Annotated in this window: 30 protein-coding genes and 1 tRNA gene; 11 read left to right on the top strand and 20 right to left on the bottom strand. The window is 65.7% G+C overall.

The features are described from left to right. Window positions 1-3 precede the first annotated feature (3 nt). The 15 genes from AC5Y4D_RS14980 to argS all read right to left on the bottom strand — a co-directional run bounded on the left by AC5Y4D_RS14980 (window position 4) and on the right by argS (window position 15,139). Window positions 4-531 (bottom strand): F0F1 ATP synthase subunit B, encoded by a 528-nt coding sequence (locus AC5Y4D_RS14980; protein ID WP_499941069.1) that lies wholly within the window; start codon window positions 529-531, stop codon window positions 4-6. Window positions 532-539: 8 nt separating this feature from the next. Further along, window positions 540-794, bottom strand: a complete 255-nt coding sequence (locus tag AC5Y4D_RS14975) for a F0F1 ATP synthase subunit C (protein WP_463826618.1) — start codon at window positions 792-794, stop codon at window positions 540-542. A gap of 44 nt (window positions 795-838) precedes the next feature. Further along, the gene (gene atpB / locus AC5Y4D_RS14970; protein ID WP_499941071.1) at window positions 839-1,591 is read right to left on the bottom strand and encodes a F0F1 ATP synthase subunit A; all 753 of its coding nucleotides are present in this window, start codon (window positions 1,589-1,591) and stop codon (window positions 839-841) included. Further along, a complete protein-coding gene (locus AC5Y4D_RS14965; RefSeq protein ID WP_500037532.1) occupies window positions 1,584-2,078 on the bottom strand; it encodes an ATP synthase subunit I in 495 nt (164 codons plus the stop codon). The genes atpB and AC5Y4D_RS14965 overlap by 8 nt, the downstream gene beginning before the upstream one ends. Window positions 2,079-2,327: 249 nt before the next feature. After that, entirely contained in the window at window positions 2,328-3,521 is a 1,194-nt protein-coding gene (rfe, locus tag AC5Y4D_RS14960; protein WP_499941074.1) for a UDP-N-acetylglucosamine--decaprenyl-phosphate N-acetylglucosaminephosphotransferase, read from the bottom strand. A 134-nt stretch (window positions 3,522-3,655) separates the two neighbouring features. Beyond that, window positions 3,656-4,324, bottom strand: a complete 669-nt coding sequence (locus AC5Y4D_RS14955; protein WP_500037531.1) for an L-threonylcarbamoyladenylate synthase — start codon at window positions 4,322-4,324, stop codon at window positions 3,656-3,658. Continuing rightward, window positions 4,321-5,163 carry a peptide chain release factor N(5)-glutamine methyltransferase gene (prmC, locus tag AC5Y4D_RS14950; RefSeq protein WP_500037530.1) on the bottom strand — a complete coding sequence of 281 codons (843 nt, stop codon included), beginning with the start codon at window positions 5,161-5,163 and terminating at the stop codon, window positions 4,321-4,323. Before prmC ends, AC5Y4D_RS14955 begins: the two co-directional genes overlap by 4 nt. Further along, entirely contained in the window at window positions 5,160-6,236 is a 1,077-nt protein-coding gene (gene prfA, locus AC5Y4D_RS14945) for a peptide chain release factor 1 (protein ID WP_499941080.1), read from the bottom strand. The genes prmC and prfA overlap by 4 nt, the downstream gene beginning before the upstream one ends. Before the next feature lie 87 nt (window positions 6,237-6,323). Then, window positions 6,324-6,554, bottom strand: coding sequence for a 50S ribosomal protein L31 (rpmE, locus tag AC5Y4D_RS14940; protein WP_499941082.1), 231 nt, complete (start codon window positions 6,552-6,554; stop codon window positions 6,324-6,326). A 90-nt stretch (window positions 6,555-6,644) separates the two neighbouring features. Beyond that, window positions 6,645-8,468, bottom strand: a complete 1,824-nt coding sequence (gene rho, locus AC5Y4D_RS14935) for a transcription termination factor Rho (protein ID WP_500037529.1) — start codon at window positions 8,466-8,468, stop codon at window positions 6,645-6,647. Window positions 8,469-8,723: 255 nt separating this feature from the next. Then, window positions 8,724-9,668 carry a homoserine kinase gene (thrB, locus tag AC5Y4D_RS14930; protein ID WP_500037528.1) on the bottom strand — a complete coding sequence of 315 codons (945 nt, stop codon included), beginning with the start codon at window positions 9,666-9,668 and terminating at the stop codon, window positions 8,724-8,726. Window positions 9,669-9,670: 2 nt separating this feature from the next. Continuing rightward, window positions 9,671-10,747, bottom strand: coding sequence for a threonine synthase (gene thrC, locus AC5Y4D_RS14925; protein WP_499941086.1), 1,077 nt, complete (start codon window positions 10,745-10,747; stop codon window positions 9,671-9,673). Next, window positions 10,744-12,069, bottom strand: a complete 1,326-nt coding sequence (locus AC5Y4D_RS14920; RefSeq protein ID WP_500037543.1) for a homoserine dehydrogenase — start codon at window positions 12,067-12,069, stop codon at window positions 10,744-10,746. The genes thrC and AC5Y4D_RS14920 overlap by 4 nt, the downstream gene beginning before the upstream one ends. 2 nt (window positions 12,070-12,071) lie before the next feature. Further along, complete coding sequence (lysA, locus tag AC5Y4D_RS14915) at window positions 12,072-13,406, bottom strand: diaminopimelate decarboxylase (RefSeq protein ID WP_500037542.1); 1,335 nt, start codon at window positions 13,404-13,406, stop codon at window positions 12,072-12,074. 80 nt (window positions 13,407-13,486) lie between these two features. After that, window positions 13,487-15,139, bottom strand: a complete 1,653-nt coding sequence (argS, locus tag AC5Y4D_RS14910) for an arginine--tRNA ligase (protein ID WP_500037527.1) — start codon at window positions 15,137-15,139, stop codon at window positions 13,487-13,489. A 125-nt stretch (window positions 15,140-15,264) separates the two neighbouring features. On the opposite strand from argS, the gene AC5Y4D_RS14905 reads away from it, so the two are divergent. Next, window positions 15,265-15,337, top strand: a tRNA-Arg gene (locus tag AC5Y4D_RS14905). A gap of 86 nt (window positions 15,338-15,423) precedes the next feature. Here AC5Y4D_RS14905 and AC5Y4D_RS14900 read toward each other — a convergent pair. Then, window positions 15,424-15,636, bottom strand: coding sequence for a hypothetical protein (locus AC5Y4D_RS14900; protein ID WP_499941089.1), 213 nt, complete (start codon window positions 15,634-15,636; stop codon window positions 15,424-15,426). Window positions 15,637-15,884: 248 nt separating this feature from the next. Between AC5Y4D_RS14900 and AC5Y4D_RS14895 the strand changes: the two genes are divergently transcribed. Together AC5Y4D_RS14895 and AC5Y4D_RS14890 are read left to right on the top strand one after the other, a co-directional pair. Continuing rightward, window positions 15,885-16,373, top strand: coding sequence for a hypothetical protein (locus AC5Y4D_RS14895; RefSeq protein ID WP_499941091.1), 489 nt, complete (start codon window positions 15,885-15,887; stop codon window positions 16,371-16,373). 487 nt (window positions 16,374-16,860) lie between these two features. Beyond that, window positions 16,861-17,367, top strand: a complete 507-nt coding sequence (locus tag AC5Y4D_RS14890) for a hypothetical protein (RefSeq protein ID WP_499941092.1) — start codon at window positions 16,861-16,863, stop codon at window positions 17,365-17,367. A 44-nt stretch (window positions 17,368-17,411) separates the two neighbouring features. Here AC5Y4D_RS14890 and AC5Y4D_RS14885 read toward each other — a convergent pair whose 3' ends face one another. After that, the gene (locus AC5Y4D_RS14885) at window positions 17,412-17,717 is read right to left on the bottom strand and encodes a hypothetical protein (protein ID WP_499941093.1); all 306 of its coding nucleotides are present in this window, start codon (window positions 17,715-17,717) and stop codon (window positions 17,412-17,414) included. A 152-nt stretch (window positions 17,718-17,869) separates the two neighbouring features. On the opposite strand from AC5Y4D_RS14885, the gene AC5Y4D_RS14880 reads away from it, so the two are divergent. Continuing rightward, a complete protein-coding gene (locus tag AC5Y4D_RS14880) occupies window positions 17,870-18,394 on the top strand; it encodes an Rv2253/PknI dimerization domain-containing protein (protein WP_499941095.1) in 525 nt (174 codons plus the stop codon). Between the two features lie 2 nt (window positions 18,395-18,396). Here AC5Y4D_RS14880 and AC5Y4D_RS14875 read toward each other — a convergent pair whose 3' ends face one another. After that, window positions 18,397-19,338, bottom strand: coding sequence for an alcohol dehydrogenase catalytic domain-containing protein (locus tag AC5Y4D_RS14875; protein WP_499941096.1), 942 nt, complete (start codon window positions 19,336-19,338; stop codon window positions 18,397-18,399). A 242-nt stretch (window positions 19,339-19,580) separates the two neighbouring features. On the opposite strand from AC5Y4D_RS14875, the gene AC5Y4D_RS14870 reads away from it, so the two are divergent. The 7 genes from AC5Y4D_RS14870 (at window position 19,581) to AC5Y4D_RS14840 (ending at window position 24,806) form a co-directional block, all read left to right on the top strand. After that, on the top strand, window positions 19,581-20,027 hold the full coding sequence (locus AC5Y4D_RS14870; protein ID WP_499941098.1) for a hypothetical protein: 447 nt from the start codon (window positions 19,581-19,583) through the stop codon (window positions 20,025-20,027). Window positions 20,028-20,109: 82 nt separating this feature from the next. Further along, window positions 20,110-20,838 (top strand): DUF998 domain-containing protein, encoded by a 729-nt coding sequence (locus tag AC5Y4D_RS14865; RefSeq protein ID WP_499941100.1) that lies wholly within the window; start codon window positions 20,110-20,112, stop codon window positions 20,836-20,838. Then, on the top strand, window positions 20,835-21,725 hold the full coding sequence (locus AC5Y4D_RS14860; protein ID WP_500037526.1) for an alpha/beta fold hydrolase: 891 nt from the start codon (window positions 20,835-20,837) through the stop codon (window positions 21,723-21,725). Before AC5Y4D_RS14865 ends, AC5Y4D_RS14860 begins: the two co-directional genes overlap by 4 nt. A gap of 182 nt (window positions 21,726-21,907) precedes the next feature. Next, a complete protein-coding gene (locus tag AC5Y4D_RS14855) occupies window positions 21,908-22,894 on the top strand; it encodes an alpha/beta fold hydrolase (protein WP_500037525.1) in 987 nt (328 codons plus the stop codon). Window positions 22,895-23,002: 108 nt separating this feature from the next. Further along, window positions 23,003-23,686, top strand: coding sequence for a thioesterase II family protein (locus AC5Y4D_RS14850; protein ID WP_499941105.1), 684 nt, complete (start codon window positions 23,003-23,005; stop codon window positions 23,684-23,686). Between the two features lie 33 nt (window positions 23,687-23,719). Continuing rightward, the gene (locus AC5Y4D_RS14845; protein ID WP_500037524.1) at window positions 23,720-24,268 is read left to right on the top strand and encodes a M15 family metallopeptidase; all 549 of its coding nucleotides are present in this window, start codon (window positions 23,720-23,722) and stop codon (window positions 24,266-24,268) included. 202 nt (window positions 24,269-24,470) lie between these two features. Then, window positions 24,471-24,806 (top strand): DUF732 domain-containing protein, encoded by a 336-nt coding sequence (locus AC5Y4D_RS14840; protein WP_499941109.1) that lies wholly within the window; start codon window positions 24,471-24,473, stop codon window positions 24,804-24,806. A gap of 54 nt (window positions 24,807-24,860) precedes the next feature. Here AC5Y4D_RS14840 and AC5Y4D_RS14835 read toward each other — a convergent pair whose 3' ends face one another. After that, entirely contained in the window at window positions 24,861-25,328 is a 468-nt protein-coding gene (locus AC5Y4D_RS14835; protein WP_500037541.1) for an Rv2253 family sensor-like surface protein, read from the bottom strand. Window positions 25,329-25,397: 69 nt separating this feature from the next. Further along, window positions 25,398-25,934 carry an NUDIX domain-containing protein gene (locus tag AC5Y4D_RS14830; RefSeq protein ID WP_499941111.1) on the bottom strand — a complete coding sequence of 179 codons (537 nt, stop codon included), beginning with the start codon at window positions 25,932-25,934 and terminating at the stop codon, window positions 25,398-25,400. Between the last annotated feature and the right edge of the window lie 47 nt (window positions 25,935-25,981).

Below are 25,981 nucleotides of genomic sequence, written 5' to 3'. Positions count from 1 at the left end.
TGGCTACCTAGTCGCTTCTGAAGTCGTAGCTGTAGGAGTGATCTCGACGCCGACGATCCGACTGGCCAGCGTTGCCGACATGGAACCGACGTTGGCGCGCAGATCCATTTCCACGGCGTCGCGCTCCCGCTTCAGTTGCTCGTTGGCCTGCGCCAACGTGTCTGCCACATGCCGCTCGGCTTCCGAGCGCGCCTCGTCGATGACCTTGCGACCTTCGGTCCTGGCGTCGTCCCGATAGGATCCCGCCTGGACCCGGGCCTCCTTCAGCGCTTCCTCGTAGTCGGCGTCGGCGGCGGCGAATTGCTCGGACGACTTCTTGTTGTCGGCCTGCGTCTTCGAGACCATCGCGTCGCGTTCCCGAAGCACTCTCAGTATCGGCGGCACGACAAAGGTGCTGATCACGCCCAACACCACCAGGAAGATGGCCAGCACGAAGAAGAAGGTGCCGTTCGGGATGAGGAAGTTCTTCTGGCCTTCTGCTACGAGGTCGACAGCCGAAGCAAGAAGGCGCACTTCGCCTTCAGGACCCATCACAACGATTACTGGGCACCTGGAGTGGCAAAGACGAACAACGCCATGAAGGCCAGGTTGATGAAGTAGGCGGCCTCGACCAGACCGACGGTGATGAAGAACGGCGTGAACAGCCGTCCCTGCGCCTCGGGCTGGCGCGCAACACCGGCGATCAGTGCGTTACCGGCGATACCATCGCCGATACCCGCGCCGATGGCGCCGCCGGCCATGATGAGCCCACCGCCGATAAGGGCGCCCTGAAGAATTTCGGGAGCTGCTGGCATTGTTTCTCCTCCTTGATAACTGGTAGCGGTCTACCAGGATTTTTCTAGTGGTGGTCTTCGTCCAGTTCCATGGATTGACTGAAGTACAGGACTGTCAACAGCGCGAAGATGAACGCCTGAATCGCGCCGACGAACAAGTCGAAGGATTTCCAAATCGCGTTGGGCAGCCACAAGATGTAGGGCGGGAACATCGCAATCAGTGCGACCAGGATGCCGCCGGCGAAGATGTTGCCAAAGAGTCGCAGCGACAACGAGATCGGCTTGGCCAATTCTTCGACGACGTTGATCGGCGCCAGGATTGCCACGTGCCCCTTGAGCACCTTGACCGGGTGGCCGATGATGCCGCGCCGCCAGATCCCTGCGGCGTGATAGCAAACGAAGACGAAGAGGGCTAGCGCCAGCACGTAGTTGATGTCCGATGCCGCTGCCGAGAGCCACTCGGTCGGCTTTTCACCGTCTTTGTACTGCAGCGGAAGGACCGAGAGCCAGTTCGAAATCAAGATAAAGACGAAGATTGTCACCGCGAGCGGCAGCACGAAGGGGGCGACCCGCATCCCAATAGCGGACTCGACCTGGTTGCGCATCTGGATGGTGACGGCCTCGAAGAACAGCTGCACGCCGCCCGGAACATCACTGGAGGTGACCTTCGACTTCAACCAGAACGCCAACGCAAGCACGATTACCGCGGCGATAGCCGTCGAGTAAATGGTGTCGGTATTGACGGTCAAGCCCAGCCATTTGGCCGTGTGGTGCTCGCCGACCTCGATCTGGGCGGCGGCCAAGATCGACTCAGTCATCACCGGTGCCCCTTTCCTCAGTCCGTTCCGATCCGGTCAATACCCCGCTCGGCGGCGTTTCATGCTGCTCATTCAGGTTTGCGGTCCGCAGCTTCTTCCACACCGGCAGCGCGGTCGATGCCACCAGCAGCAGCTGGAAGATCGCCAGTCCGAACACCACGCCCAGTCCTTCGGGGCGGAAGATGAATGCGATGATCAGGGCCAGGATGGTGATGACCGCGACTCGGGACGCCGAGTTGATCGCCATCGACCTCTTCAGCGGATGGTCGCGCGCGGTGATCGACTCCACCGAACGCCGCACCAGAAGAGCGTTGAGCAAACCCAGCAGCAACCCGACGCCCAAGTACACCCCGACCATCGGGTTGCCCACGTAGCCGGCTATCGCCGTCGCGACCGCCGTCAGGACCAGGCTGATGACGAAGAGGCGCACGGGGCGGAAAGCAACAGCGGGAAACACCAACGGCGCGTCCTGCGCTGGTGTCGTCACTGCAGCACCTCAATCCCGGGTTGATGGAGCGTGAACCACATCACTTGCTGATTCGTGGCCCGCCGAGCGTATCGCAAGGCTCGCGCTGGACTTTCCCAAGGGGTAGCTCCCTGTGTCGGTCGTCGAGCGGCGCGGCCGGATACACATCCGACAGGCCGGGGGGCCGGCAACCCGCGATGGTTATTTCGGGGTTCTACCAGCACCGTATCACAAAGTAGCGACAGCTACTACCGGCTGTCGTAGTCGGTCTCAGTCCTCGTCCCAGTAGTCGTCGCGGCGCCGCAACAACGGAATCACCGTCGCGATACCGGCGACGACGATCGCGCCCAGCATCACCGCAGCGGTGTGCCGCGGGTCGAAGAAGATGGTGCTGGCGGCGCCGAATGCGACGATGCCCACCCACAAGTAGATGAGCAGGACCACCCGTCGATGCGAATGCCCGATCTGCAGCAACCGGTGGTGCAGATGCATCTTGTCGGGTGTGAACGCGCTGCGGCCCGCCCGGGTGCGTCGCACGATCGCCAGCAGCAGATCCAGCATCGGCACGAACATGACCGCCACCACCAGCAGGAACGGTGACAGCAGAGCAAACACGTCGCGGGCGCCGTAGGCGTTCTGGGAGATCGGACCGGCGGCGGTGGTGGACGCCGCAGCCAGCATCAGGCCGATCAGCATCGACCCGGAATCGCCCATGAAGATCCGGGCACGGTGGAAGTTGTGCGGCAGGAAGCCCAGGCAGGCACCTGCGAGAACGACCGAGATCACCGCCGGCGGGTAATAGAGCACGTCGCCGCCGTGGTCGCGCAGCAGGCCCACCGAGAACACGCAGATGGCCAGCGCGGTGATGAGCCCCAGTCCGGCGGCCAGCCCGTCCAGGCCGTCGACGAAGTTCATCGCGTTGACGATCGACACGGTCAGCGCCAAGGTGAGCAGGATCGAGGAGGCCTGATCCAGCACGATGGTCCCGACGCCGCCGACCGGGATGTAGAGGACGCTCCAGGCGACGCCCATGGTGACCAGCACGCTGGCGGCGGTGATCTGCCCAGCGAACTTCGTCAGCGCGTCCAGGCCCCAGCGGTCGTCGATCAGGCCGATACCCATGATCACCGCGCCGGCGACCAGCACCGCGGGCATGCCGGTGGAATAGACGAATCCGCGGGTGAGAGCCGGCAACTGAGAGGCCAGGAACACCGCGGCGACCACGCCGAGGAACATCGCCAGCCCGCCCATCCGGGGAGTGGGCGTCACGTGCACGTCGCGTTCGCGCGGATAGGCGACCGCGCCCAGACGGGTGGCCAGCACGCGTACCGGCCCGGTCGCGAAGTAGGTGATGATCGCCGCGGTCAGGCCGACCAGGGCCAACTCACGTAGTGGAACGCCGGCGGTCCGCGGCGCAAGAGCGAGCAAACCACCGGCAAGGCTGGTCACGTCGCTGGACACCACGAGAGGCTACGTCACCAACCTGAGTCTCGTGCCGCGGCCTTTCGCTCGCCGAACGTGTGCCGGTGCATGCGACCCGGGTTCGCCTTCGTCGAGCGTGCAATGACTGCGAAAATCGACCGAGAATTTCGCAGTGGTTACACGTTGGGCGAGTCGCCGGCGAGGATCTCGGCGTCGACGCCGAGCACCTCGGCTATCCGCGCAACGCTGACCGGCCCTTCACGCAGGATGCGTGGGGTGTTCCCACTCAGGTCGAGGATTGTGGACGCGGCCTGCTGTGCGGCGGGTCCACCGTCGAGGTATACGTCGACGAGGTCGCCGAGTTGGCGGCGCGCCTCGTCGACGTCGCCGGCGGCAGGTTGACCGGAGATGTTGGCGCTGGACACCGCCATCGGTCCGACTTCGCGCAGCAACTCGATGGCCACCGGGTGCAACGGCATCCGCAGCATCACGGTGCCGTACGCGTCGCCGAGATCCCATTGCAGCGAGGGAGCCTGCTTCACCACCAGGCTCAGCGCCCCCGGCCAGAACGCGCGCACCAGGTCGCGTGCGCCGTCGGGCATGCCGTACACCAGGCCCTCGATGGTGTGCCAGGATCCGACCAGAACGCCGACTGGCATGTCGCGGCCCCGGCCCTTGGCCGCGAGCAGCGCATCCACCGCGCCGCGATCGAACGCATCGGCACCGATGCCGTACACGGTGTCGGTCGGCATCACGACCAGGCGACCGGATTTGAGCGCGTCCACCGCGGCGGTGATGCCGCGCGCGCGCTGGTCCGGGTCGGCGCAGTCGAAGACGTCGCTCACCTTGGCCTCCTGCGGGCGGTGACGAACCGCGGCCGGCCGGTCAGATCGTTCCGTGCCACGATGTCGTCGAAAAGGTCTGTGCTGTCGATGCATTCGACCGTCGACGCCGACGTGGTGTCGTCATGCTCGACGGCGAACAGCCCATCCGACCGCAGCCACCGGCCGGCGAGGCCGACGACGTCGTGGATCACCGCCATGCCGTCCGGTCCACCGAATACCGCGTGGTGCGGATCGTGCTGCGCGACTTCGGGTTCCAGCACAGCGTCATCCGGCACGTAGGGCGGATTCGCGACGAACAGGTCCACCTGTCCGTCCAATTCGGGTAGCAGTCCCTGCGCACCGACGTCCGCGTGCACCAATTCCACGTTGGCACCTTCTGCATTGCGTCGTGCGTAGGTCAGGGCCGCCTCGGAGTCGTCGATACCGATCACCCGCGCCGCTGGCCGGTGCCGGGCCAGCGCAACCGCCAGCGCGCCGGATCCGGTGCACGCGTCGACGATCACCGGACGCTCCGGAAGTGGTTGCGCCATCGCCCATTCCAACATCGCCTCAGTCTCCGGTCGCGGAATGAACACACCCGGACCCACGTGCAGCAGCGTGGGGCCGAATGCCACGGTTCCGATCAGATGCTGCAACGGCACGCGGCGCGACCGGGCGGCGACGGCGTCGTCATAGCGTCCGAAGAACTCCCCGCTCGGGGCCTCGAGCAGGGCCAGCCGGCCGCGGTCGGTGCCGGCGATGTGTGCGGCCAGTTGCTCGGCATCGCAACGCGCAGAATCGATTCCCGCTTCGGCCAACAGCGTCGTAGCGCAATCGATTGCCTGCCGCAGCGAGTTCATGTCGCCTGTTGCAGCCGGGACTGTTTGTCGGCCTCGCTCAGCGCATCGAACAACGCGTCGAGGTCGCCGTCGAGAACCTGGTCGAGATTGTGGGACTTGAAGCCAATCCGGTGGTCGGTGATCCGGTTCTCCGGGAAGTTGTAGGTCCGGATGCGTTCGCTGCGGTCCACCGTGCGGATCTGGCTGGCCCGATCGGCGGAGGCGTCAGCAAGCGCCTGTTCCTCGGCCAGCACTTGCAGGCGCGCGGCCAGCACCTGCAACGCTCGGGTCTTGTTCTGCAACTGGGAGCGTTCGTTCTGGCAGGTGACGACGATGCCGGTGGGCAGGTGGGTGATCCGCACCGCGGAGTCGGTGGTGTTGACGCCCTGGCCGCCCTTGCCCGACGACCGGTACACGTCGATGCGCAGATCTGACTCGTCGATCTGCACCTCGCCGACTTCTTCGGGCTCCGGATAGACCAGCACTCCGGCTGCCGAAGTATGCACGCGCCCTTGCGATTCCGTCACCGGCACGCGCTGCACGCGATGCACGCCGCCTTCGAACTTCAACCGTGACCAGACGCCGTCCGCGCTGTCGCCCTTGCTGGCGATGGCCAGCGTCGCATCCTTGTAGCCACCCAGATCCGACGTGGTCTCCCCCAACACCGTCACCGTCCACCCGTGCCGTTCGGCGTAGCGGATGTACATCCGGGCCAGGTCGGCGGCGAACAGTGCCGATTCCTCGCCGCCCTCACCGGATTTCACCTCGAGCACGATGTCGTCGGCGTCGTGCGGGTCGCGCGGTGCCAGCATGTCAGTGAGTTGGGTGTCGAGTTCGGCGACCCGGGCCTCCAACTCGGGGACCTCGTCGGCGAACGACGCGTCGTCAGCGGCCAGCTCGCGCGCGGTCTCCAGATCCTCGCGTGCGGACACCAGTTTGCGGTGGGTCGCGACGATCGGGGCCACCCGGGCGAACCGGCGGCCCACTTTGCGCGCCTCGTCGGCTTTGCTGTGCAGTTCGGGATCGGCCAACGCCCGCTCGAGCTCCGCGTGCTCGGCGAGCAGGACGTCAATCGTCTTCACCGGCTGCGTCATCTCACCTCCTCAAGCGGTCCCTGCCCCGAACGCGAACCGACGCCCGGCCTGCGCTCGTGGTGCACAGTTCGGGCGTCGGTGAGCCAGCTACTTGTCGCCGGCCTCGGTCTTGTTGCGCTTGCCGTAACGCTTCTCGAAGCGGGCCACGCGTCCGCCGCTGTCGAGGATCTTCTGCTTACCGGTGTAGAACGGGTGGCACTGCGAGCAGACCTCGGCCACGATCCGGCCACCCGGCTTGGTGCTGCGGGTGGTGAACGTGTTGCCGCAACCACAGTGGACTGTGGTCTCCTCGTAGGCGGGGTGAATGTCAGTTTTCATGCTGTCCTCTTCGCTGGTCGAGCGCCCATTATGCCAGGTCAACTCCCTGCTCCCCAAAACAGTGGGGGCAAGGCCGGTATTCCTGCCGGGTCAGTCGTTGTCCATGTTGCCCGGTGTCGTCTTGGACACCTGGACCAGGAACTCATAGTTCGTCTTGGTCTTGCGCAGCTGCGACATCAACAGGTCGATGGCCTGGTGGGAGTCCAGACCCGAGAGCACCCGGCGCAGCTTGTGCACGATGCCGAACTCGTCCGGCGAGAGCAGCAGCTCGTCCTTACGGGTGCCGGACGGGTTCACGTCGACCGCCGGGAACACCCGGCGCTCGGAGATCTTGCGGTCCAGCTTGAGCTCGGCGTTACCGGTGCCCTTGAACTCCTCGAAGATGACGGTGTCACCGGTGGAGCCGGTCTCGACCATCGCGGTGGCGATGATGGTCAGCGACCCGCCTTCCTCGATGTTGCGGGCGGCACCCAGGAACCGCTTGGGCGGGTACAGCGCGGTGGAGTCGACACCACCGGACAGGATGCGGCCCGACGCCGGCGAGGCGTTGTTGTACGCGCGGCCCAGCCGGGTGATGGAGTCCAGCAGCACCACGACGTCCTTGCCCTGTTCCACCAGGCGCTTGGCGCGCTCGATGGCCAGCTCGGCGACTGAGGTGTGATCTGACGGCGGCCGGTCGAAGGTCGAGGCGATGACCTCGCCCTTGACCGAGCGGGTCATGTCGGTGACCTCTTCAGGCCGCTCGTCGACGAGCACGACCATCAGGTGGCATTCCGGGTTGTTGCGGGTGATCGCGTTGGCGATGTCCTGCAGGATGGTCGTCTTGCCCGCTTTGGGCGGCGACACGATCAGCGCGCGCTGACCCTTGCCGATCGGCATGATCAGGTCGATCACCCGGGTGGTCAACCGGTCGGGCGTGGTTTCCAGGCGCAGTCGCTGGTTGGGGTACAGCGGCGTCAACTTGCTGAAGTCGGGACGCTTCTTGGCGTCCTCGATGGAGCCGCCGTTGATGCTGTCCAGGCGGACAAGCGGGTTGAACTTCTGCCGCTGGTTGGGCTGCTCGCCTTCTTTGGGCACCCGAACCGCGCCGGTGACCGCGTCACCGCGCCGGAGGCCGTTCTTGCGCACCATGTTCATGGAGACGTAGACGTCGTGCGGACCGGCCAGGTAGCCCGAGGTGCGCACGAAGGCGTAGTTGTCCAGGACGTCGAGGATGCCGGCCACGGGCTGGACGACGTCGTCTTCGCGCAGCTCGGTTTCCCCGCCCCCGCCTTCGCCGGTGCGCTCCCCACGGCGCCTGCGGTCCCGGAACCGGCGGCCCCGGCGACCCTGACGCCCGTCGCCGTCGTCGTCGCCGCCCCGCTGGTTGTTGCCCTGCTGGTCACCGTTCTGGTCGTTGCCCGAATCCGACGAGCGCTCCTCGTTCTTCGGCGGTTTCTGGTCGCGCTGACCGGTGGAAGTGTCGTCGCCGTTCTCTTTGCTGGCGGCCGCTCCAGCGTCGCGGGAGGCGCCGCGACGCTCCCGCCGCGGTGCGTCGTTCTTCTGCTCGTCCTGCACGGCGCCTTCGGCCGGCGGCGCCGTCTGCGCCGTGGCGGTGTCGGTGGCGTCCTTCTGGCGCGGCGCATCGGCCTGGTCGGCTTCCGGCGCGGCCTTGGCGGCCGGCGGTTCCGACGACGTGCCGTTGGCCTGTCCCCGGCTTTCCTTGATCGCAGCGATCAACTCGTTCTTGCGCATGCCCGATGTCCCTTTGACACCGGCTTGATTGGCCAGAGCGCGCAATTCGGGCAGCACCATGGTGGCTAGCGACCCGCCCGGCGCGTTGCTCTTGACCTCTGGAGAGTCTGTGGTCACGACGTCCGACAGCTTTCCGCCGTCGGCGCTTTCGCCAGCCGTGATGAGGTCCGTATCAGTCACGGATTTCCTTTCTTGCCCCGCTGCTCACGTCAAGCGGGGGTTTCCTGCATCGGACGATTATTCAGGCAAGTGCCGAGTGCGCCCAATCATCGACTCTGAAACGGTGATCGCCAGGATTGGCGACGAATCACGAGAAGAATTGGTGGTTGTCCTAGCGTCAAGGCAGTATGGATGCAGATGCTGCGATTGCTGGACGGCTCCGAGAATAGCCCGCTTCCTGGCGGGAAGCAAGAAAACCCGCCGCCGCACTGTGGATCATCCTGCGACCGTGACACCCGGCTTCCAGCGAACTCCGTCGCCCGCCGTCATCTTCTTGATGACGAATCCGTTTGCGGCCCCGTATTCGACCGCTTCACCTGGTAACTCCGGTTTGGTGCCGAGCGCGATGAGCGACGGCCCGGCCCCGGACAGGGTTGTCGCAATGTTATGACGTCGCAGCAGCTGCAAATATTCCGCCGACGACGACATCGCGGGAGCGCGTTGCGGTTGGTGGAGAACATCTTCGGTGGCAGCCATCAACAGATCGGGCCGTTCGGTGAGCGCGACCACCAGCAATGCGACGCGACTGACGTTGAACCGCGCATCCTCGTGGCTGACCTGGGCGGGCAACAGGACTCGCGTTTCCGCGGTCGACGATCGCTCCTCGGGGATGGCAGCGAACAGATGGATATCGGGATGCAGGCGCAGCGGCACCGCGGAGTAGGTAGTCCGGTCACCGCGGTGGTCCGCCCAGGAAACCACCGCGCCACCCAGCACCGCGGCCGCCGCGTTGTCGGGATGCCCTTCGAACTCCGAGGCCAGCTGAATCAACTGAACTTCACTGAGCGGTGGCGAATCTGTCTGGGCAACAAGGCCGTTGACTGCGGCGAGGCCACTCACCACAGCCGCCGCCGAGGAACCCAGACCCCGGGAATGCGGAATGTCGTTGCGGCAGCGCACCACCAGCCCGTCGGCACGGAAACCGGTGGCCTGCAGGCCGCGCTGAACGGCGCGTACCACCAGATGCTCGGGACCCAGCGGCACTTGACCGGCACCTTCGCCCTCGACGGTCACCTCCAGGCCCGAATCCGTTGTCTCGAGCACGATTTCGTCGCACAGGCTCAACGCCATGCCCAGACTGTCGAAACCCGGGCCGAGGTTGGCGCTGGACGCCGAGACTACGGCGCTCGCAACCAACCCCGCGGGCAGCGTCTTCGTCACCGCTATCCGAGCCCCAGTTGTTCGACCACCAGGACCGGATCGACCGGTAGCGGAGACACCGCCGGCATGTCCTTGAGGGCGGTGTCGGGGTCCTTGAGGCCGTTTCCGGTCACGGTGCACACCACTGTCGAGCCGCGCGGCACCCAACCGTCCTCGACAGACTTGAGCAGACCGGCGATGCTGGCCGCCGACGCAGGCTCGACGAAGACGCCTTCGAGGCTGGCCACCAGGTGGTATGCGGCCAGGATCTCCTCGTCGGTGGCCGCCAGGAACCGGCCGTCGGATTGCTGCTGGGCTTCCACGGCGGCCGTCCACGACGCTGGGGCGCCGATGCGAATGGCGGTGGCGATGGTCTCCGGATTCTTGACCGGCTCGCCGTGCACCAGCGGCGCCGCACCGGCGGCCTGGGTGCCCAGCATCCTCGGCAGCCGATCGATCACCCCGTCGCGGTGGTATTCGGTGTAACCCTTCCAGTACGCGGTGATGTTGCCCGCGTTGCCGACCGGCAGTGCGTGCACGTCCGGCGCGACGCCCAGCGCATCGACGATCTCGAACGCCGCAGTCTTCTGGCCTTCGATACGCACCGGGTTGACCGAGTTGACCAGCGAGATGGTCGGGAAGTCGGAGGTCATCTTGCGGGCCAGTTCCAGGCAGTCGTCGAAATTGCCGTCGATCTGGATGATCTTGGCGCCGTGCATGACCGCCTGCGCCAGCTTGCCCATCGCGATCTTGCCCTGCGGGATCAGCACCGCGCAGGTGATGCCGGCCCGGGCGGCATATGCCGCGGCCGATGCCGAGGTGTTGCCGGTGGACGCGCACAGCACCACTTGCTGGCCGCGGGCCAGCGCGTCGGTGACGGCCATCGTCATGCCGCGGTCCTTGAAGGAGCCGGTGGGGTTGAGGCCTTCGACCTTCAAATGGATAGTGCAACCGGTTCTTTCGGACAACCGGGGCGCCGGGATCAGCGGGGTACCGCCCTCGAACAGAGTGACCGGGGTCCAGTCGTCGCCCACCGGGAGTCGGTCCCGGTAGGCCGCGATCAACCCCGGCCAGGGTTGGTGGACGACCGTCCGGCTCATAGGTCCGTTCCTTCCAGTCTCAACACGCTTGCCACTCCCTGTACCACGTCCAGGTCGGCAAGCGCCTCAACGGTTTCCGACAGTGCGGCGTCGGTTGCCTGGTGGGTGACCACGACGATGCGGGCCCCGATCCGTTGACCGCCGTCGTCGGTCACGCCTTCCTGACGGACCTCGGCGATGCTCACTTCGCGCTTGGCGAATTCCGCGGCCACCGCCGACAGCACGCCGGGCTTGTCGGCGACGTTCATGCTGACGTAGTAGCGGGTGGCGATGAAACCCATTGGCGCCACCGGAAGTTGGGCGTACTTGGATTCACGCGGCCCGCGACTGCCCAGCACCCGGTTACGGGCGGCCATCACCAGGTCGCCGGTGACCGCCGAGGCGGTGGGCGCACCACCGGCCCCCTGCCCGTAGAACATCAGCCGTCCGGCCGCCTCGGCCTCCACCACGACCGCGTTGAACGCTCCGTTCACCGAGGCCAGCGGATGGTCCAGCGGCACCAACGCCGGGTAGACCCGCGCCGAAACGCGTTGTTGGCCTTCGTCGGTGGTGATGCGCTCGCAGATGGACAGCAGTTTGATGGTGCAGCCCAGGGATTTCGCGGACTCGAAGTCCGCCGGGGTGATCTTGGTGATGCCCTCGCGGTACACGTCGTCGGCGGTCACCCGGGTGTGAAAGGCGATGGATGCCAGGATCGCCGCCTTGGCCGCGGCGTCATAACCTTCGACGTCGGCGGTGGGGTCGGCTTCGGCGTAGCCGAGCGCACTCGCATCGGCCAGCGCCTGCTGGTAATCGGCTCCGGTGCTGCCCATCTCGGACAGGATGTAGTTGGTGGTGCCGTTGACGATGCCGGCCACCCGTAACACCGTGTCCCCGGCCAGCGATTGGGTCAGCGGGCGGATCACCGGGATCGCCCCGGCGACCGCTGCCTCGAAATACAGGTCCACGACGGCGGTTTCGGCGGCCTTGGCCAATTCTCCGGTTGACGTGGACAGCAATGCCTTGTTCGCCGTCACCACGGACTTGCCGTGTTCGATCGCGGCCAGGATCGCCTTGCGGGCCGGTTCGACCGGGCCCATCACTTCGACGACGATGTCGACGTCGTCGCGGGAGACGAGTTCATCGATGTCGTCGGTGAGCAGTTCGACGGGCACCCCGCGGTCCTCGGCCACTCGGCGCACCCCGACGCCGCGCAGCACCAGCGGGGCGCCGATGCGGCCCGCCAGATCCTCGGCACTCTCCTCGATGATGCGTACGACCTCACTGCCGACTACGCCCAACCCGAGTACCGCTACGCCTACGACTTTCTCGTTATCGGGCACGGTCACCTCACTTCCAAACTCAGCAGGTCGTCGACCGTCTCGCGGCGCAGGATCAGCCGGGACTTTCCGTCACGCACGGCCACCACGGCGGGACGGCACACCATGTTGTAACGGCTCGACAAGGAATAGCAGTAGGCGCCGGTCGCGGCCACGGCAACGAGGTCACCGGGCCGGATGTCGTCCGGCACCCAGGTGTCGCGAACGACGATATCGCCGGTCTCGCAGTGCTTTCCGACCAGACGGGCCGCGGTGGCGGGCGCGTCGGACAGGCGGGACACCATCCGCACGTCGTACTGCGCGTCGTAGAGGGCAGTACGGATGTTGTCGCTCATGCCACCGTCGACGCTGACATAGCGGCGGTGCGCGGTCGAGCTCACGTCGACGTCCTTGACGGTGCCGACCTCGTACAGCGTGATGGTGCCCGGTCCAGCGATGGCGCGGCCGGGTTCGACCACCAGCCTGGGCGTGGGCAGTCCGACGGCGCCGGACTCGTGGCCGACGATGGCGCTCAGCTTGGCCGCCAGGTCGGCGATGGGCGGCGGATCGTCGGACGGTTGGTACGAGATGCCCAGTCCCCCACCGAGATCCATCGTTGACACCTGCGCGGTCTTGTCGACCCCGAATTCCGCGACGATGTCGCGCAGCAGCCCGATGACCCGGTGTGCGGCGATCTCGAAGCCGGCGACGTCGAAGATCTGGGACCCGATGTGGCTGTGCAGGCCGACCAGGCGCAGGTGGTCGGCGGCAAACACCTGCCGCACCGCGGCCATGGCCGCGCCGCTGGCGACCGACAGGCCGAACTTCTGGTCTTCGTGCGCGGTGGAGATGAACTCGTGGGTGTGGGCCTCGACACCGACCGTGAGACGCACGAACACGTCCTGCACAATGCCCGCCTCGCCGGCGATAGTGTCGAGCCGTTCGATCTCGGTCACCGAGTCCAGCACGATGTGCCCGACACCGGCTTTTACCGCCGCGGTCAGCTCGGCAACCGATTTATTGTTGCCGTGCAACGTGATTCGCTCCGGCGGAAAGTCAGCGTGCAGAGCAACGGCCAATTCGCCACCGGTGCACACGTCCAGGGACAGGCCCTCTTCCTCGATCCAGCGGGCTATCTCACTGCACAGAAATGCCTTGGCGGCGTAGTGCACGTTGGCTCCCCCGCCGAAGGCCGCGGCGGTCTCTTGGCAGCGGAAGCGGAAGTCGTCCTCGTCGACGACGAACAGCGGGGTCCCGTACTGCTGCGCGAGGTCGGTGACCGTGACCCCGGCGATCGAAGCCACTCCGCTTTCGTTACGAGAAGTGCTGCGCGGCCAGACATTTGGCGCCAGGCGCAGCAACTCCTCGGCTGACTGCGGGCGGGGCGGGCTACCTGCGTGCCGGGCATCCTCGGCGTGCCGGGGTCCGGCGGGATGGACGTTCACATTCTCTCCGGCGCGCTGACTCCGAGGATGGCCAGTCCGTTGGCGATGACCTGGCGGGTGGCCTGGCACAGCGCCAGCCGCGCGGTGTGCAGGTCGGTCGGCTGCTCGTCACCCTGCGGCAGCACCCGGCACGAGTCGTAGAACCGGTGATAGTCGCCCGCGAGGTCTTCCAGGTAGCGGCAGACGCGGTGCGGTTCTCGCAGCGACGCAGCCGTTTTCAATACCCGCGGGAACTCGCCGATGGTGCGCAGCAGCGTGCCCTCTTTGTCGTGACCGAGGAGCTCGAGGTGCGCCGTGTCGGGGATCAGGCCGAGTTCGGCGGCGTTACGGGCCAGCGCCGAAAGCCGAGCGTGGGCGTACTGCACGTAATAGACCGGGTTTTCGTTCGACGCCGACGACCACAGCGCCAGGTCGATGTCGATCGGGGTGTCCACCGAGGAACGAATCAGGCTGTAACGCGCGGCGTCCACGCCGATCGCCTCGACCAGGTCGTCAAGGGTGATCACGGTGCCCGCGCGCTTGCTCATCTTGACCGGCTGACCGTCGCGCACCAGGTTGACCATCTGCCCGATCAGCACCTCGACCGTGGCCGGGTCCTCACCGAACGCGGCGGCGGCCGCTTTGAGCCGGGCGATGTAGCCGTGGTGGTCGGCACCGAGCATGTAGATGCACAGGTCGAAGCCGCGCTCCCGCTTGTCCAGGTAGTACGCCAGATCCCCGGCGATGTAGGCCGGAATGCCGTCGCTCTTGATCACGACGCGGTCCTTGTCGTCACCAAAAGCGCTGCTGCGCAACCAAGTTGCGCCGTCCTTCTCGTAGATATTGCCGGTTTCGCGTAACTTGTTGATCGCCTGCTCGACCCGGCCGCTGGTGTGCATCGAGTCTTCGTGGGTGTAGACGTCGAAGTCGGTGCCGAACTCGTGCAGCGAGTCCTTGATGTGGGCGAACATCAAATCGACGCCTATTTCCCGGAACGTTTCGAGCATCTCGCCGTCGGGCAGGTCCAGCGCCTCGGGCGCCTTCTGCAGTACCTGCGCGGCGATCTCGGTGATGTAGGTGCCTGCGTAGCCGTCGGCGGGAGGGGGCTCGCCTTTCGCTGAGGCAACCAGGGATTGAGCGAAGCGGTCGATCTGCGCGCCGTGGTCGTTGAAGTAATACTCGCGGATAACGTCGGCGCCCTGCGTCGTCAGTAACCGGCCGAGTGCGTCGCCGACGGCGGCCCAGCGGGTGCCGCCGATGTGGATGGGTCCGGTCGGATTGGCCGAGACGAACTCCAGGTTGACCTTTAGGGCCTTCAGGGCGTCGGAGTGGCCGTAGCCTGCGCCGGCGTCGATGACGTCGTTGACGATCTTGGCCTGGGCCGAGGTCTCCAGGCGCATGTTGATGAAACCCGGTCCGGCCACTTCGGCTGCGGCGATGCCGTCGGTCTGGGCGAGCGCGCCGGCGAGCCATCCGGCCAGCTCACGCGGGTTTGCGCCGACCTTCTTGCCCAGCTGCAAGGCCAAGTTGGAGGCGTAGTCACCGTGCTCGGGGTTGCGCGGGCGCTCCACGGTGACCGTCGCCGGCAACGACGACACGTCGAGGCCATGCTCGGCCAACACCGCGGTGGCGGTGTTTTTGAGCAGCTCAGCGAGGTCGGCGGGGGTCACGAGCGTCCATCCTATTGGCTGGGGCGCGTTGGCTTCGAATCCATTACCGGTGGTCGGGCGGTCACCGGGATGCGCTACTCTGGCGGGGCTTGTTTATGCCCTATGGCGCAACATGCTGTTCGTGCGCCCCCGTAGCTCAGGGGATAGAGCGTCTGCCTCCGGAGCAGAAGGCCGCAGGTTCGAATCCTGCCGGGGGCACAGGGAGAAACCAGCTTTCACCTGCGGTTTATCGCAACACCCTCGATCGGCTGCCCCGCGAAACTGCGTTCAGCGTGACGACGATGTCACAACTGCGCCAAACTCTGTCCAGCGGAGCGGAGCGCGTCGTCCTGGCTGTGGGCGTAGAGGCGGGCAGTGATAGAGGCGTCAGCGTGCCCGAGCAGCGCAGTCCCGCGGGAGTGGCGGGCATCGTGCAGCCGGTGCGAACGCACACCGGTCGCCTTGGCCAGCTTGAGCCAGATCCGCGTGAGGGTGTGGGCCGCGTTCGGCTGTCCCACTGGTTTACCGCGACGTAGCCGCTGTCGGCGTGCGCCGGCCACAACGATAGCCGCTTCCTACGCATAGCAACGGACGCGCTTGAGAACCGCGACCAGGTGCATGAATGGTGCGAAAGCAGAGACGCACAGCCATGCCTCAATCGCGCGTGCTTTTCAGCCAATTCGCCGAGCTGACACGCAGATTAGAGTCCCCCTCGTATCATCTATTTGGCCTCGACCGGGAAACGCTAGCTATAGGGTTTCGGTGCATGAGGTGGCACTTCATCGCGGTTTTGCTCTTGGCGCTCACCGGTTGCGCGGCCGACCCGAGCAGGTCAGCAGCACCCGGCGGCACCTCGTCGCCCCCCTATGACGGCACGGCATATGCGAAGCAAGTATCAGACGCGGTCCTTAGTGGCTTGTCGACTGACGATGGCATGGCAACGTCGTTCACCGATATGTGCCAAACACCTGTCGCGTGGGCATGCGCTATTGCCAAGATCGAGTCCGAGGCGCCCGGCAGCGTCAAGGTGACGTTGCAACCTCAGCAAATGTGGATATCGAAAACCAACGAGAGGGACTACTACAAGTTCGGGGAGGAAGTCGCGCGGGGTGTTTACAACTTCGCGGAGGCAGCAGGTGAACCAGTGGCGGGCGGAGGTTGGCGTAAGTTCGTCACGCCGCCCAGCCGGGTCGACGTCTATGAGTCGAACGGTGGACTTGCCTACATGTCGCCGGCGTCGTTTCCAGGACGGTGAAGCAAGTTCAGAGGGTCGGAAATAGGTCTACAAAGTCACGCCCATGCCGGCTGGGCGTTGCAAATTGCGTTGGACACTGGCCGTGAGCTTTCGCGGCAGACTCGCCATGGTCGAACCAGTTTATGCGCGCACCTTGCCGAGGAGTCAGAAGCGTCTGCTCAGAAAACTCGAGGAAGCTACCCGGGAACTCCAGACGTCCCCGTAAAGCTCTCCGACAGAGCACCACCAGTGGAGAACGGTCAACACACTTCATCAGCGCATAAAGCAAAGACCCACGTCTGGTTTCGGCCGGCCGACTTAGCTCCGGCAGCCGCAAGAGGCGCACTCGCCGTGCAGCCGGCGCATCCTCATCAACTCGATCGAAAACCGCCTTGCCGCAGGGCCATAGGAGCGCCAACCGATGCATATCACCACAAGATCGGCACCTTCGCAGTTAGGCTAAGGACTCGTCTCGCCAATTGCGTTCCAACTACGTTGAAGGACAACGATGAGATCCTCGATCACCCAGATGATGCGAGTGGGCGCTGTCGCTACTGTCGTCGTTATTGCTTCGGCCACAAGCGTTTTCGGAAACGCCGGCGCTGACCCTGCTAGCAACACGAGCCCCTTCGAGATCGTGAACAACACCAAGTTCGACCTGGTGTTCTGGGACTACAACAGCACTGCCAAATACCCGCAGTCAGGCCCTAATCACAACGACCACGTCAAGCCTGGACAGAAGTTCACCTTTGCTCTTCTACAGATGGAGGGCAGCCGGTCCGACAAGCGGAACAAGGGGCGCACCACGATCGTGGCCAACTTTCATTACGACACGAACGGAACTGACAGCCCGGCCGGCACCGCGACAATGGACATCGCGTTCGACGCGGGCGGCAATGACGTTTGGACCAGCTCGGTGAACTGCTGGGCGAGCAGGGACCGATCGTGCGATCCCCGACCGTCTCAACCGGGCAACCAGCTGTTCCCAGGCAATGTCGTCACCTTCTCGGGATAGCTTGGCCTTATTGCCCAACGACCTGGACTAGCTCGGTTCCCCTTCTACAGGCACCAGGGATAGCACCGATTACTCGGCGGCGGGTTGGCGCCGTCCCAGACCCAAGGTTCCGGAGGGCCGGGAGTGTTACGCGGAACGTTGCCCTTGCCGTAGTCGACGAAATAGAAGGTGTGGCAGATTGTCATGTCCCACACCATGTCCCGACCCGGCCCCGGCGGAAACGCCATGTCCTGCCCTGGACACCATTGGTATGGGCCCTGGTTGTCGGCGTGTGCGATTCCCGCAGGGGCCACAGCGCCGCTCGACACCAAGGCGGCTGTCACCAGCCCTGCGATGAATGTCTTCCTCATGGAGGTTCCTTTCCTGGACCGGCCGCCGCGTTGACGGCGGTGCAGTCAGTGCACACTCCAAGAACGACTACCGATCCCAACAAGACGCTCTTGCAATTGTCAGCTCACAAGCACACGATCAGTGGCGTGCCAACGAAATGAGAGTCGACGCCATGACCATCTGTCGGGTACTTTCAGCGGCCATATTCGCAATCGCCGCAGGGCCGTTGGTCGCGACGGCGTTGCCCGGCACCGCCGCCGCGTCGGCATTAGCTGACGGCACCTACAAGTTCGACTTCGACGGCACCAGGCAGACGGTCGACGGCGTACCGAAGCCGTCCGCCCCGTATTCCAGGTTGATCGCCATCCGTTCGGCGTGCCGGGCCAGCGGGTGCGTCGCGACCGCATGGGACACCTCGATCGGCCCCACCTGGCTGCAACCGCCTGAGGAGGGCGCCCTGGTGTTCCGGGAGAACAGAGACCAGTGGGTGGCGACCAGATGGAAGATGTTCACCTGCAACAGCACCACCAAGCAGGGCACGGAAACCCTTGCCTTCCAAGTGAAGTCGGACGGGACGTTCGTCGGGGTCAGTACCCAGTTGGAGGCACCGTGCGCTCCCATAGTCGTACCGTTCACCGCGACGCGGGTGGGTGACTTGTCGCCGGACGTCCAGGTGGCCGATCCCAATACCGCCTGAGCTCAGGGTATTTCAGCGACCAACCGGCCGACGACGTCGCCGGCTCGGAGTCGCTCGATGGCGGCGGGAATCTCGTCGAAAGTGATCGTTTCGGTGTGGATGGTGAGTTCGTCCGCGGCCATGTGCCTCAGCACCGCTGCCAGGGCACCGGTATGACCACCTCGTGCACCGCGCAAGGTCACTTCCTTGAGCACCAGTTCCGGAGTCGAAATCGTTGCCTCGTTGAGCCCGAGCCCGACCTGAATTACCCGGCCATGCACCCGAACCGCGCTGATCGCACCGGCGGTGGTGGTGCCGAAGCCGGCGAAGTCCACAATCACGTCGAGTTGGTGCGATGCCAACTGACGGACGTCTTCGACCACCTCGAGAACACCCTGCTGTCGGGCGAGGTCCCATACGTCGCGTTTGGGTTCGGCCGCGTACACCTGCGCGCCGGCCAGCACGGCGATGCGCGCCCCGGTCAGACCCAAACCGCCCAATCCGACGATGCCCACCTTCTCACCGGCCCGCACTTGCCCGACGCCCATCACGGCGCCGTAGGCCGTCTGGCCCGCATCCGTGGCGGTAGCGGCTTGGGCGAAATCAATCTGGTCGGGCAGTGCGATCAGGGCCTTGGCGGAACTGAGGCATTTTTCGGCGAAGCCTCCGTCGCTCGACCACCCCGGCGCGCCTGCCTTGCCCGACTCGATGACGACGCGCTCGCCGACATCGAATCCGGCGACGTCGGCGCCGACCGCCGCGACCACCCCCGCCACCTCGTGCCCAGGAATGATCGGCAATTTGGGCAACAACGGCGTCAGCGTGCCGTCGAGGAACCCGACGTCGCTGTGGCAGAGTCCCGCCGCCCGCACGTCGAGGACGACTTGCCCCGGTCCCGGTCGCGGGTCCTCACGCTCGACGAGTTGCAGGGGCTGGTTGGCGCCGACTAGTTGCCAGGCTTTCATCGCGTTCTCCCGGTTCGACGCAGACAACTATGCCGCAGACGACTGCGCCCGGGGCGGTACCACCGCGCCGCGGCCAATTTCACGCATGATGAGTGCAATCCGCCAGGCCAGCGCGCCGAACGACCGTCACGAGCCAATGCCTGCCACGTAAACCGCCGAACTCCGTTCGTCAGCTGGGAGTTTACTGATACACTTCGGCGATATTGTCCCTAGGCAACTAAACTCTGGCCCGAGGCGGGAGCATGAAACTCGACTTGCCGATCGCAGCGCTTGCGTTATCATTCGCGATTTGCGCTGGCACAGCGCCGCTTGCCCAAGCCGAGGGTTCCGCGATGAACGGCGCCTACCGTTACCTGGACGACGACGGCGACACCGCAACGTGGACCATCACGACCACCTGCACGCCACAATGCGTCGCCCATGTGACGACCGAACCGGGCCACGGCTTCTCCGCTCCGCTGGTCAATGGTCGCCACACCGTGACGCGGATGATTCCGGACGGCGTGACATGCCCCTCGTACTACCTCGGAGACAACGGCTCGCTTTGGGATGGCGGCACGCATCCGGTCACCGTCCATCAGTGGTGGGACCCGCGCACCCTGGCCGGCGAGGCGCACTTCGTGGAAAGCTCGGCGCCCTGCGGTATTCCGGACGCGCACGACACGTTCACGCTCACCAAAATCGCGTAGCCCTCGCGCCCCCGTGATCGACGTGGGCGCGACCCGTTGACGAATCACGTCTGCGCAGCGACAAGCACGGCATGATGGCTTTATGGCCCTGCGGCAACGCCCTGACCTGGTGGCAACCAAGCGCCGATCGCTGTTGCCCGTGCTGCGGTGGGTCGCCGTTGCCGGCACCGTGGCTGGCGCGGTCTTGTACTCCAACTGGGTGCTCGAGGTCGTCTTCACCCACACGCTGCCCGACCCCGACCTCTACATCAGCGAACTGGCCGCCGCCGACCAACCTTTCGGGGAATGGTTCCGCGCCGGCGATCTGGCCGCCGCCGCCGTCCTGGTGCTCGCGGCGACCGCCGCCATGCTCGGCGTCCCGGCCACCCGTTGGAGCACCAGAGGATGGTGGGCCCTGGTGGTCTTCGCCCTTGCGACCGTCTTGGACAGCACCGTGTGGGTGCTGGTGTGCGCTCCCAGCTCGAACGCCAGCTGCAAAGCCCGTGAGGCGACGGGCACGGTCCCGATCGGACATCAACTGCACTGGCTGAGCAGCGGCGTGGTCCTGGCCGCGGCCTTAGCATCACTGTTGGCTTTCGCGGTGGCCGATCGCCGCGAAAACGCGCCGACATCGGTGCGTCGCCTCGGACTGTTCATGCTGGCCGCCCTCAGCGGAACCGCGATCCTGACCGGCGTCGCCATCGTGATCGACAGCGCCGACGTCGTGGGCGCGGTAGGGATCGCCCAGCGCGCAGAACTGGTCGCCTTCGCAGGCTGGCTGATCTACGTTGCGCTACGCACCGCCCGTGTCCGCATCGGAAACGGCCCATGACCGGCCGCTTCGAGGTCGAGGCCGCCGGCCACTGGGTGCAGGTCCTCGTCGACGGCAGCAGCGGTCCGGTCGTGGTGTTGTGCAGTGGCCTCGGGGGTCGCGCATTGCATTGGCGGGACACCGTCGCCGAACTCGCCGAAGACCACACCGTCGTGCGATTCGACCGGCCCGGTATTCCGGTAGCACCGGGGGCCGAAGGGCGTTACACGATCCGAGGCGAAGCCGACCGGATCGCGGGCGTACTCGAGGGGGTGCGCAAGTCCGAGCCAGTTGTGGTGGTGGGGCACTCGGTCGGCGGCTTCTACGCCGAAGCGTTCGCCCGCCTGTATCCAGACCGCACCCGCGCGCTGCTCCTGCTCGACTCCAGCATCGCCGCCGATCCCCCGTGGCGCCCGGCGCTGCCGCTGCGGCCCAAGCTGCTCGCCGCGCGTGCCACCGCCACGGTGCTGCGCAGACTGCACCTGCAGGAACCACTGACCCGCACCGCACTGATGCTCCTGCAGCGGAGGCGGCCCGGCGGACTGGATGCCGAGATGATGTGCGAGATACGCGAAGCCGCACGGCAACCCGAAGTTGCGGTCGCGTTGCTCGCCGAACACGCCACCTACCACGAGCTGGCGGTCGAACTGTGCTCGCTGCGGCCTCGCTACCCGTTGCCGCCGGTGCCGCGCATGGTCGTCACGGCCCACACGGGTTGGCGCACCCGCTGGTGGCGCGACAAGCAGATCCGTTTGGCCAAAACCCTTGGAGCAGAACATGTCACGGTTTCTCCCGCGGGACACCATGTGATGGTCGAGCGACCGCGTCGCACCGCCGATCTCATCCGCCTGATCGCAGGCGCGAGCGCGCCGTCAACGTCTTCCAGCGGGGGGATCCGGTCACGCTGACCGGCGAAGTGGATTTCCTGGACAGCTCCGTGTCCTGCGGTCTGCACGACCACCGGGATTCGTAACCGGCCTCCCGCAAACCCTCCTCCAAGGATTTCTCAAGAACTCCCCAAGGGCTGCCCTGGACTGTTGTCTGCAACACCCCGCTTCGGCGGAGGAGACATACGCCAGGGAGGGACACCATGTCGAACCGCAACCGCCGCCACCTGCGGCCCGTCCGCGACATCACCGAGCCGCAACTGCGGTTCCGCACCATCCACGGTCACCGCCGCGCATACCGCATCGCCGGCTCCGGCCCGGTGATCGTGCTGCTGCACGGCGTCGGCGACAACTCCACCACCTGGAGCCCGGTGCACGCCAAGCTTGCGCAACGATTCACCGTCATCGCGCCCGATCTGTTGGGCCACGGCGAGTCGGACAAGCCGCACGCCGACTACTCGCTGGCGGCCTTCGCCAACGGTCTACGTGACCTGCTCACCGTGCTCGACGTCGACCGCGTCACCCTCGTCGGGCATTCCCTGGGTGGCGGCATCGCCGCACAGTTCACCTACCAGTACCCGGAGTTCGTCGAGCGCGTCATCCTGGTCAGCGCCGGCGGTGTCACCAAGGACGTCAGCATCGCACTGCGTTTTGCCGCCATGCCCTTGGGCGCCGAAGCGCTGTCCATGCTGCAGGTGCCCGGTGCGCTGCCCGCCCTGGAACTCGTTGGCCGCACCATCGAAAACGTCGTGGGCTCAACGCGATTCACCCGGGACGTGTCCAGCCTGCCGCGCTTGGCCCGCGGGCTGGCCAAGCCCGGCGCCGTGGCCGCGTTCGCCCGGACGCTGCGCGCAGTCGTCGACACGCGAGGCCAGTTCGTCACGATGCTGGACCGCACCTATCTCATGCAGGACCTTCCGGTACAGATCATCTGGGGCGAAGACGACATGATCATCCCGGTGAGCCACGCTCGGCTGGCCCACCAGCAGATCCCCGGTTCGCGTCTCGAGATCTTCGAGGAGTCCGGCCACATGCCGCATGACGATCACCCGGACCGTTTCGTGGCGACCGTCGAGCAGTTCATCGACTCGACCGAACCGTTTGCCTACGACCAAGAGCTGATGCAGAAGGCGTTGCAGACCGGTGTCCGTCAGTACGCCGACTTCGAGGCTGCCGAGGACCTGGCCTAGGTGTTAGGCCAGACCGAACGCAAGAAGCCTCCAAGGATTCGTAGAGGATCCGCCAAGCCCGATCACCGAAGCTGACCTTGTCCGACATTGAGACGAAAGGCAACGATCATGCGGCTGTTCTGCTTTCACCACGCCGGCGGCGGCGCGTTGGTTTTCAACGCCTGGGTCAAGGCGCTGCGGCCAGCCGTCGAGGTGGTCCCGGTCGAGATCCCCAACCGCGAGCGGTTCGCCACCATGCGCGAACTCGTCGATGAGGTGATCGCCAAACTCGGCCCACTGCTGGACGAACCGCACATGTTCTTCGGTCACAGCTTCGGCGCCATGCTGGCTTACCGGCTGGCCTGCGTGCGTGCCGCGGCCGGCGCTGAGCAACCGCGGGCGATCTTCCTGTCGGCCTACGCCCCGCCGAACCGCCAGCTGCCGCTGCACGTGGTGGACCAGCTGGACAACACGCAGCTCGCGGCGTTCCTGGCCGAGATGGGCTTGATGCCCGCCGGTCTGACGCGCTGGCCGACTCTGCACGAGCAGGCGCTGACGATCACCCGGCACGACTTGAAGCTGCTCGTGACGGTCGACCAGGAGACCGACGCACCCGAACTGTCCTGCCCGATCCACGTCTTCGGGGGCAGCGAGGACCCCATCGTCAAAGAAACCGACCTGCACGAATGGCGGTCCCGGACCAAGGCGGACTTCTCGGTGCGAATGTTGCGTGGCGACCACTTCTACCTGCGCAACCGCAAACCGCTGTTCGAGACGCTGCAGCCGTTGATGTCGACGATCGCGGCCGCTTGAGTGGTTGTCGACCGCATCGGTCAGACTGGGTCGATGCGTGCTTCCTATCCGTTGCTGGCGGCAGCAGTGGCTGCCGGCGTCGCGCTGGCGGCACCTGCCGCGGCCGCGCCTGGTGACAATTCCGACCAACCGGCCCCGGCCGGTCCCGTCTCCGGCGGCTGGATCCCCGACGGCCAGCGGCTCAGCCCGTTCGATCTGTCCGACCCGGCCGTCAGCCGGCTCGACCCCGCCCTGCTCAATGCTCTCGAGCGGGCCACCCGCGCAGCCGCGGCCGACGGCATCACCGTCGGTCTCACCTCGGGATGGCGCTCACCGCAGTTCCAGCAGCAACTCTTCGACGACGCCGTCGTCACCTACGGCAGCGCCGCCGTCGCCAGCCAGTACGTCGCCTCGCCGAGTGTCTCCAAGCACGTGATCGGCAAGGCGGTCGACGTCGGTCCTGGCGCCGCCGACTCCTGGCTGATTGCCAACGGCTCGGCGTACGGGTTGTGTCAGATCTACGCCAACGAGATCTGGCACTTCGAACTGGCGTCCGACTACGGCGGCGCGTGTCCGCCTTTGCGGCCCAACGCCGCCGGTTGACCTGCCTGTCAAAACCGCTGCGCCGCAAGTGATTTCAGCGGTTCGTTCGAGCACGGGCGCAACTCCTTCGCCCGTCCGAGCGTTGGTGAAGGTCATCTCGGTCACGCCAAGGATCCATCAAGAATCCGTCAAGGCGCAGTGCTGAGTATTTGGATAGCGCAACCAGCGTCCACCACCACCAGCAGCACAAACGGAGTACCAAATGTTCACTCGCCGCTTCACCGCATCCCTGGCCGGCACCACCTTGACCGCCGCCGCCTTTGGACTGGCCGCCCTCGGCCTCGCCGGCACCGCCAGTGCCAACTCAGTCGACGACGCGTTCATCGCCCAGATCGAGGCCGACGGCATCCAAGCGCCGAGTGTCGCGCGCGCCATCAGCGAAGCACACACCGTCTGCAGCGAACTCAACGCCGGAAAGCCGAGCAAGCAGGTCATCGCCAACGTCGCGCAGCGCACCGGTCTGAGCAACAGCGGCGCCAACACCTTCGCCGTCGACGCCGCCAATGCCTACTGCCCGCAGTACGTCACCACCACCTGAGCACGACCACTCACAATGCGGGGATCTTCGGATCCCCGCATTGTCTTGTTGCGCTCAGGTTTTCGCCCGGAACGCCGCAACCGGCATCTCCACGCTGCCCCGGCACGGGCCGTTCAGGATGTCGGTGTGCCAGGTGCCGCGCAACGACCCGTCCGGTTGCGGTGTGTAGTAGGCCCACGACTTCGCGGGCGCCCAAATTTTGGAAACCCCTTCTCCCATATAGCAATCCCACTGGAAGTCGAATCGCTCGACCCATCTCGTTCCGTCCCAGGTGTAGTGCGAGGGCACGGTGATCGTCGGATTGTTCGGGGTGGGCCCGTCGTTGGCGGTGGCCACACAGGTGGTGGCCGAGCACGCCGTCGAGAAGAGATAGTCGGCGCTGAAGGTCGGCTCGGCCTGACTTGCGGCGACGCTGGTGCCGTGTTTTTCGACGGCATATCGCACCAGGGAGTATTTTCCCGTCCACGACGGCGTCGCGGAATGTGCCGTATGAGCACCGAGCATCGCGGCAACGGCGAGCATTGCCAATGCTGGTCCCAGACGCACCGTGTCGATGCTGGCGCATGCACGACGCAGCGAGGTATCGGCGCGTCATCGACCCCGCAACAGAAACAGTCCGTAGGCGGCGATCGACTGAGCGTCGGCGATGACGCCGTCGCGGATCATGCCCTCGACATCGGGCCGCGGGAACCAGGCACTGCGCATGTCCTGTTCTTCGTGCTCGCGCTCGGCTTCTCCTTCGGATATCCCGGTGGCCAAAAACACCCAGCCGCGTTGACTGCTCATCCCGGGCGCGACGTCGAGCTGACCCAGCACCTCGAAAGAGGCTGCGCGCAAACCGGTCTCCTCGCGCAGCTCCCGCTCTGCCAGGGCGGCCGGGTCCAAGTCCGCAAGCCCGGGAGCGGTTCCCTGCGGAAACTCCCAGCGGCGCGCACCGAGGGGGTACCGGAACTGCTCAACCAGCCGCAAACGCGTTCCGTCGTACGGTATTACGAGCGCATAGGTCGGCTTGTCCACCACGGCGTAGATGCCGGGGCTGCCGTCGGGGCGGCGGATCTCGTCTTCGCGTAACACCATCCACGAGTTGCGGTAGATCTCACGGGAAGCGACAGACTCGATGTAAGGCACTCGCCCAGTATCGCCGCGGTCCCTGAATCGGGACAAGCGACGGGCGC

Source organism: Mycobacterium sp. NGS67, from assembly GCF_059812185.1.
The sequence above is the reverse complement of the archived record's forward strand: the minus strand, read 5'-3'. Positions and strand labels throughout refer to the sequence as shown.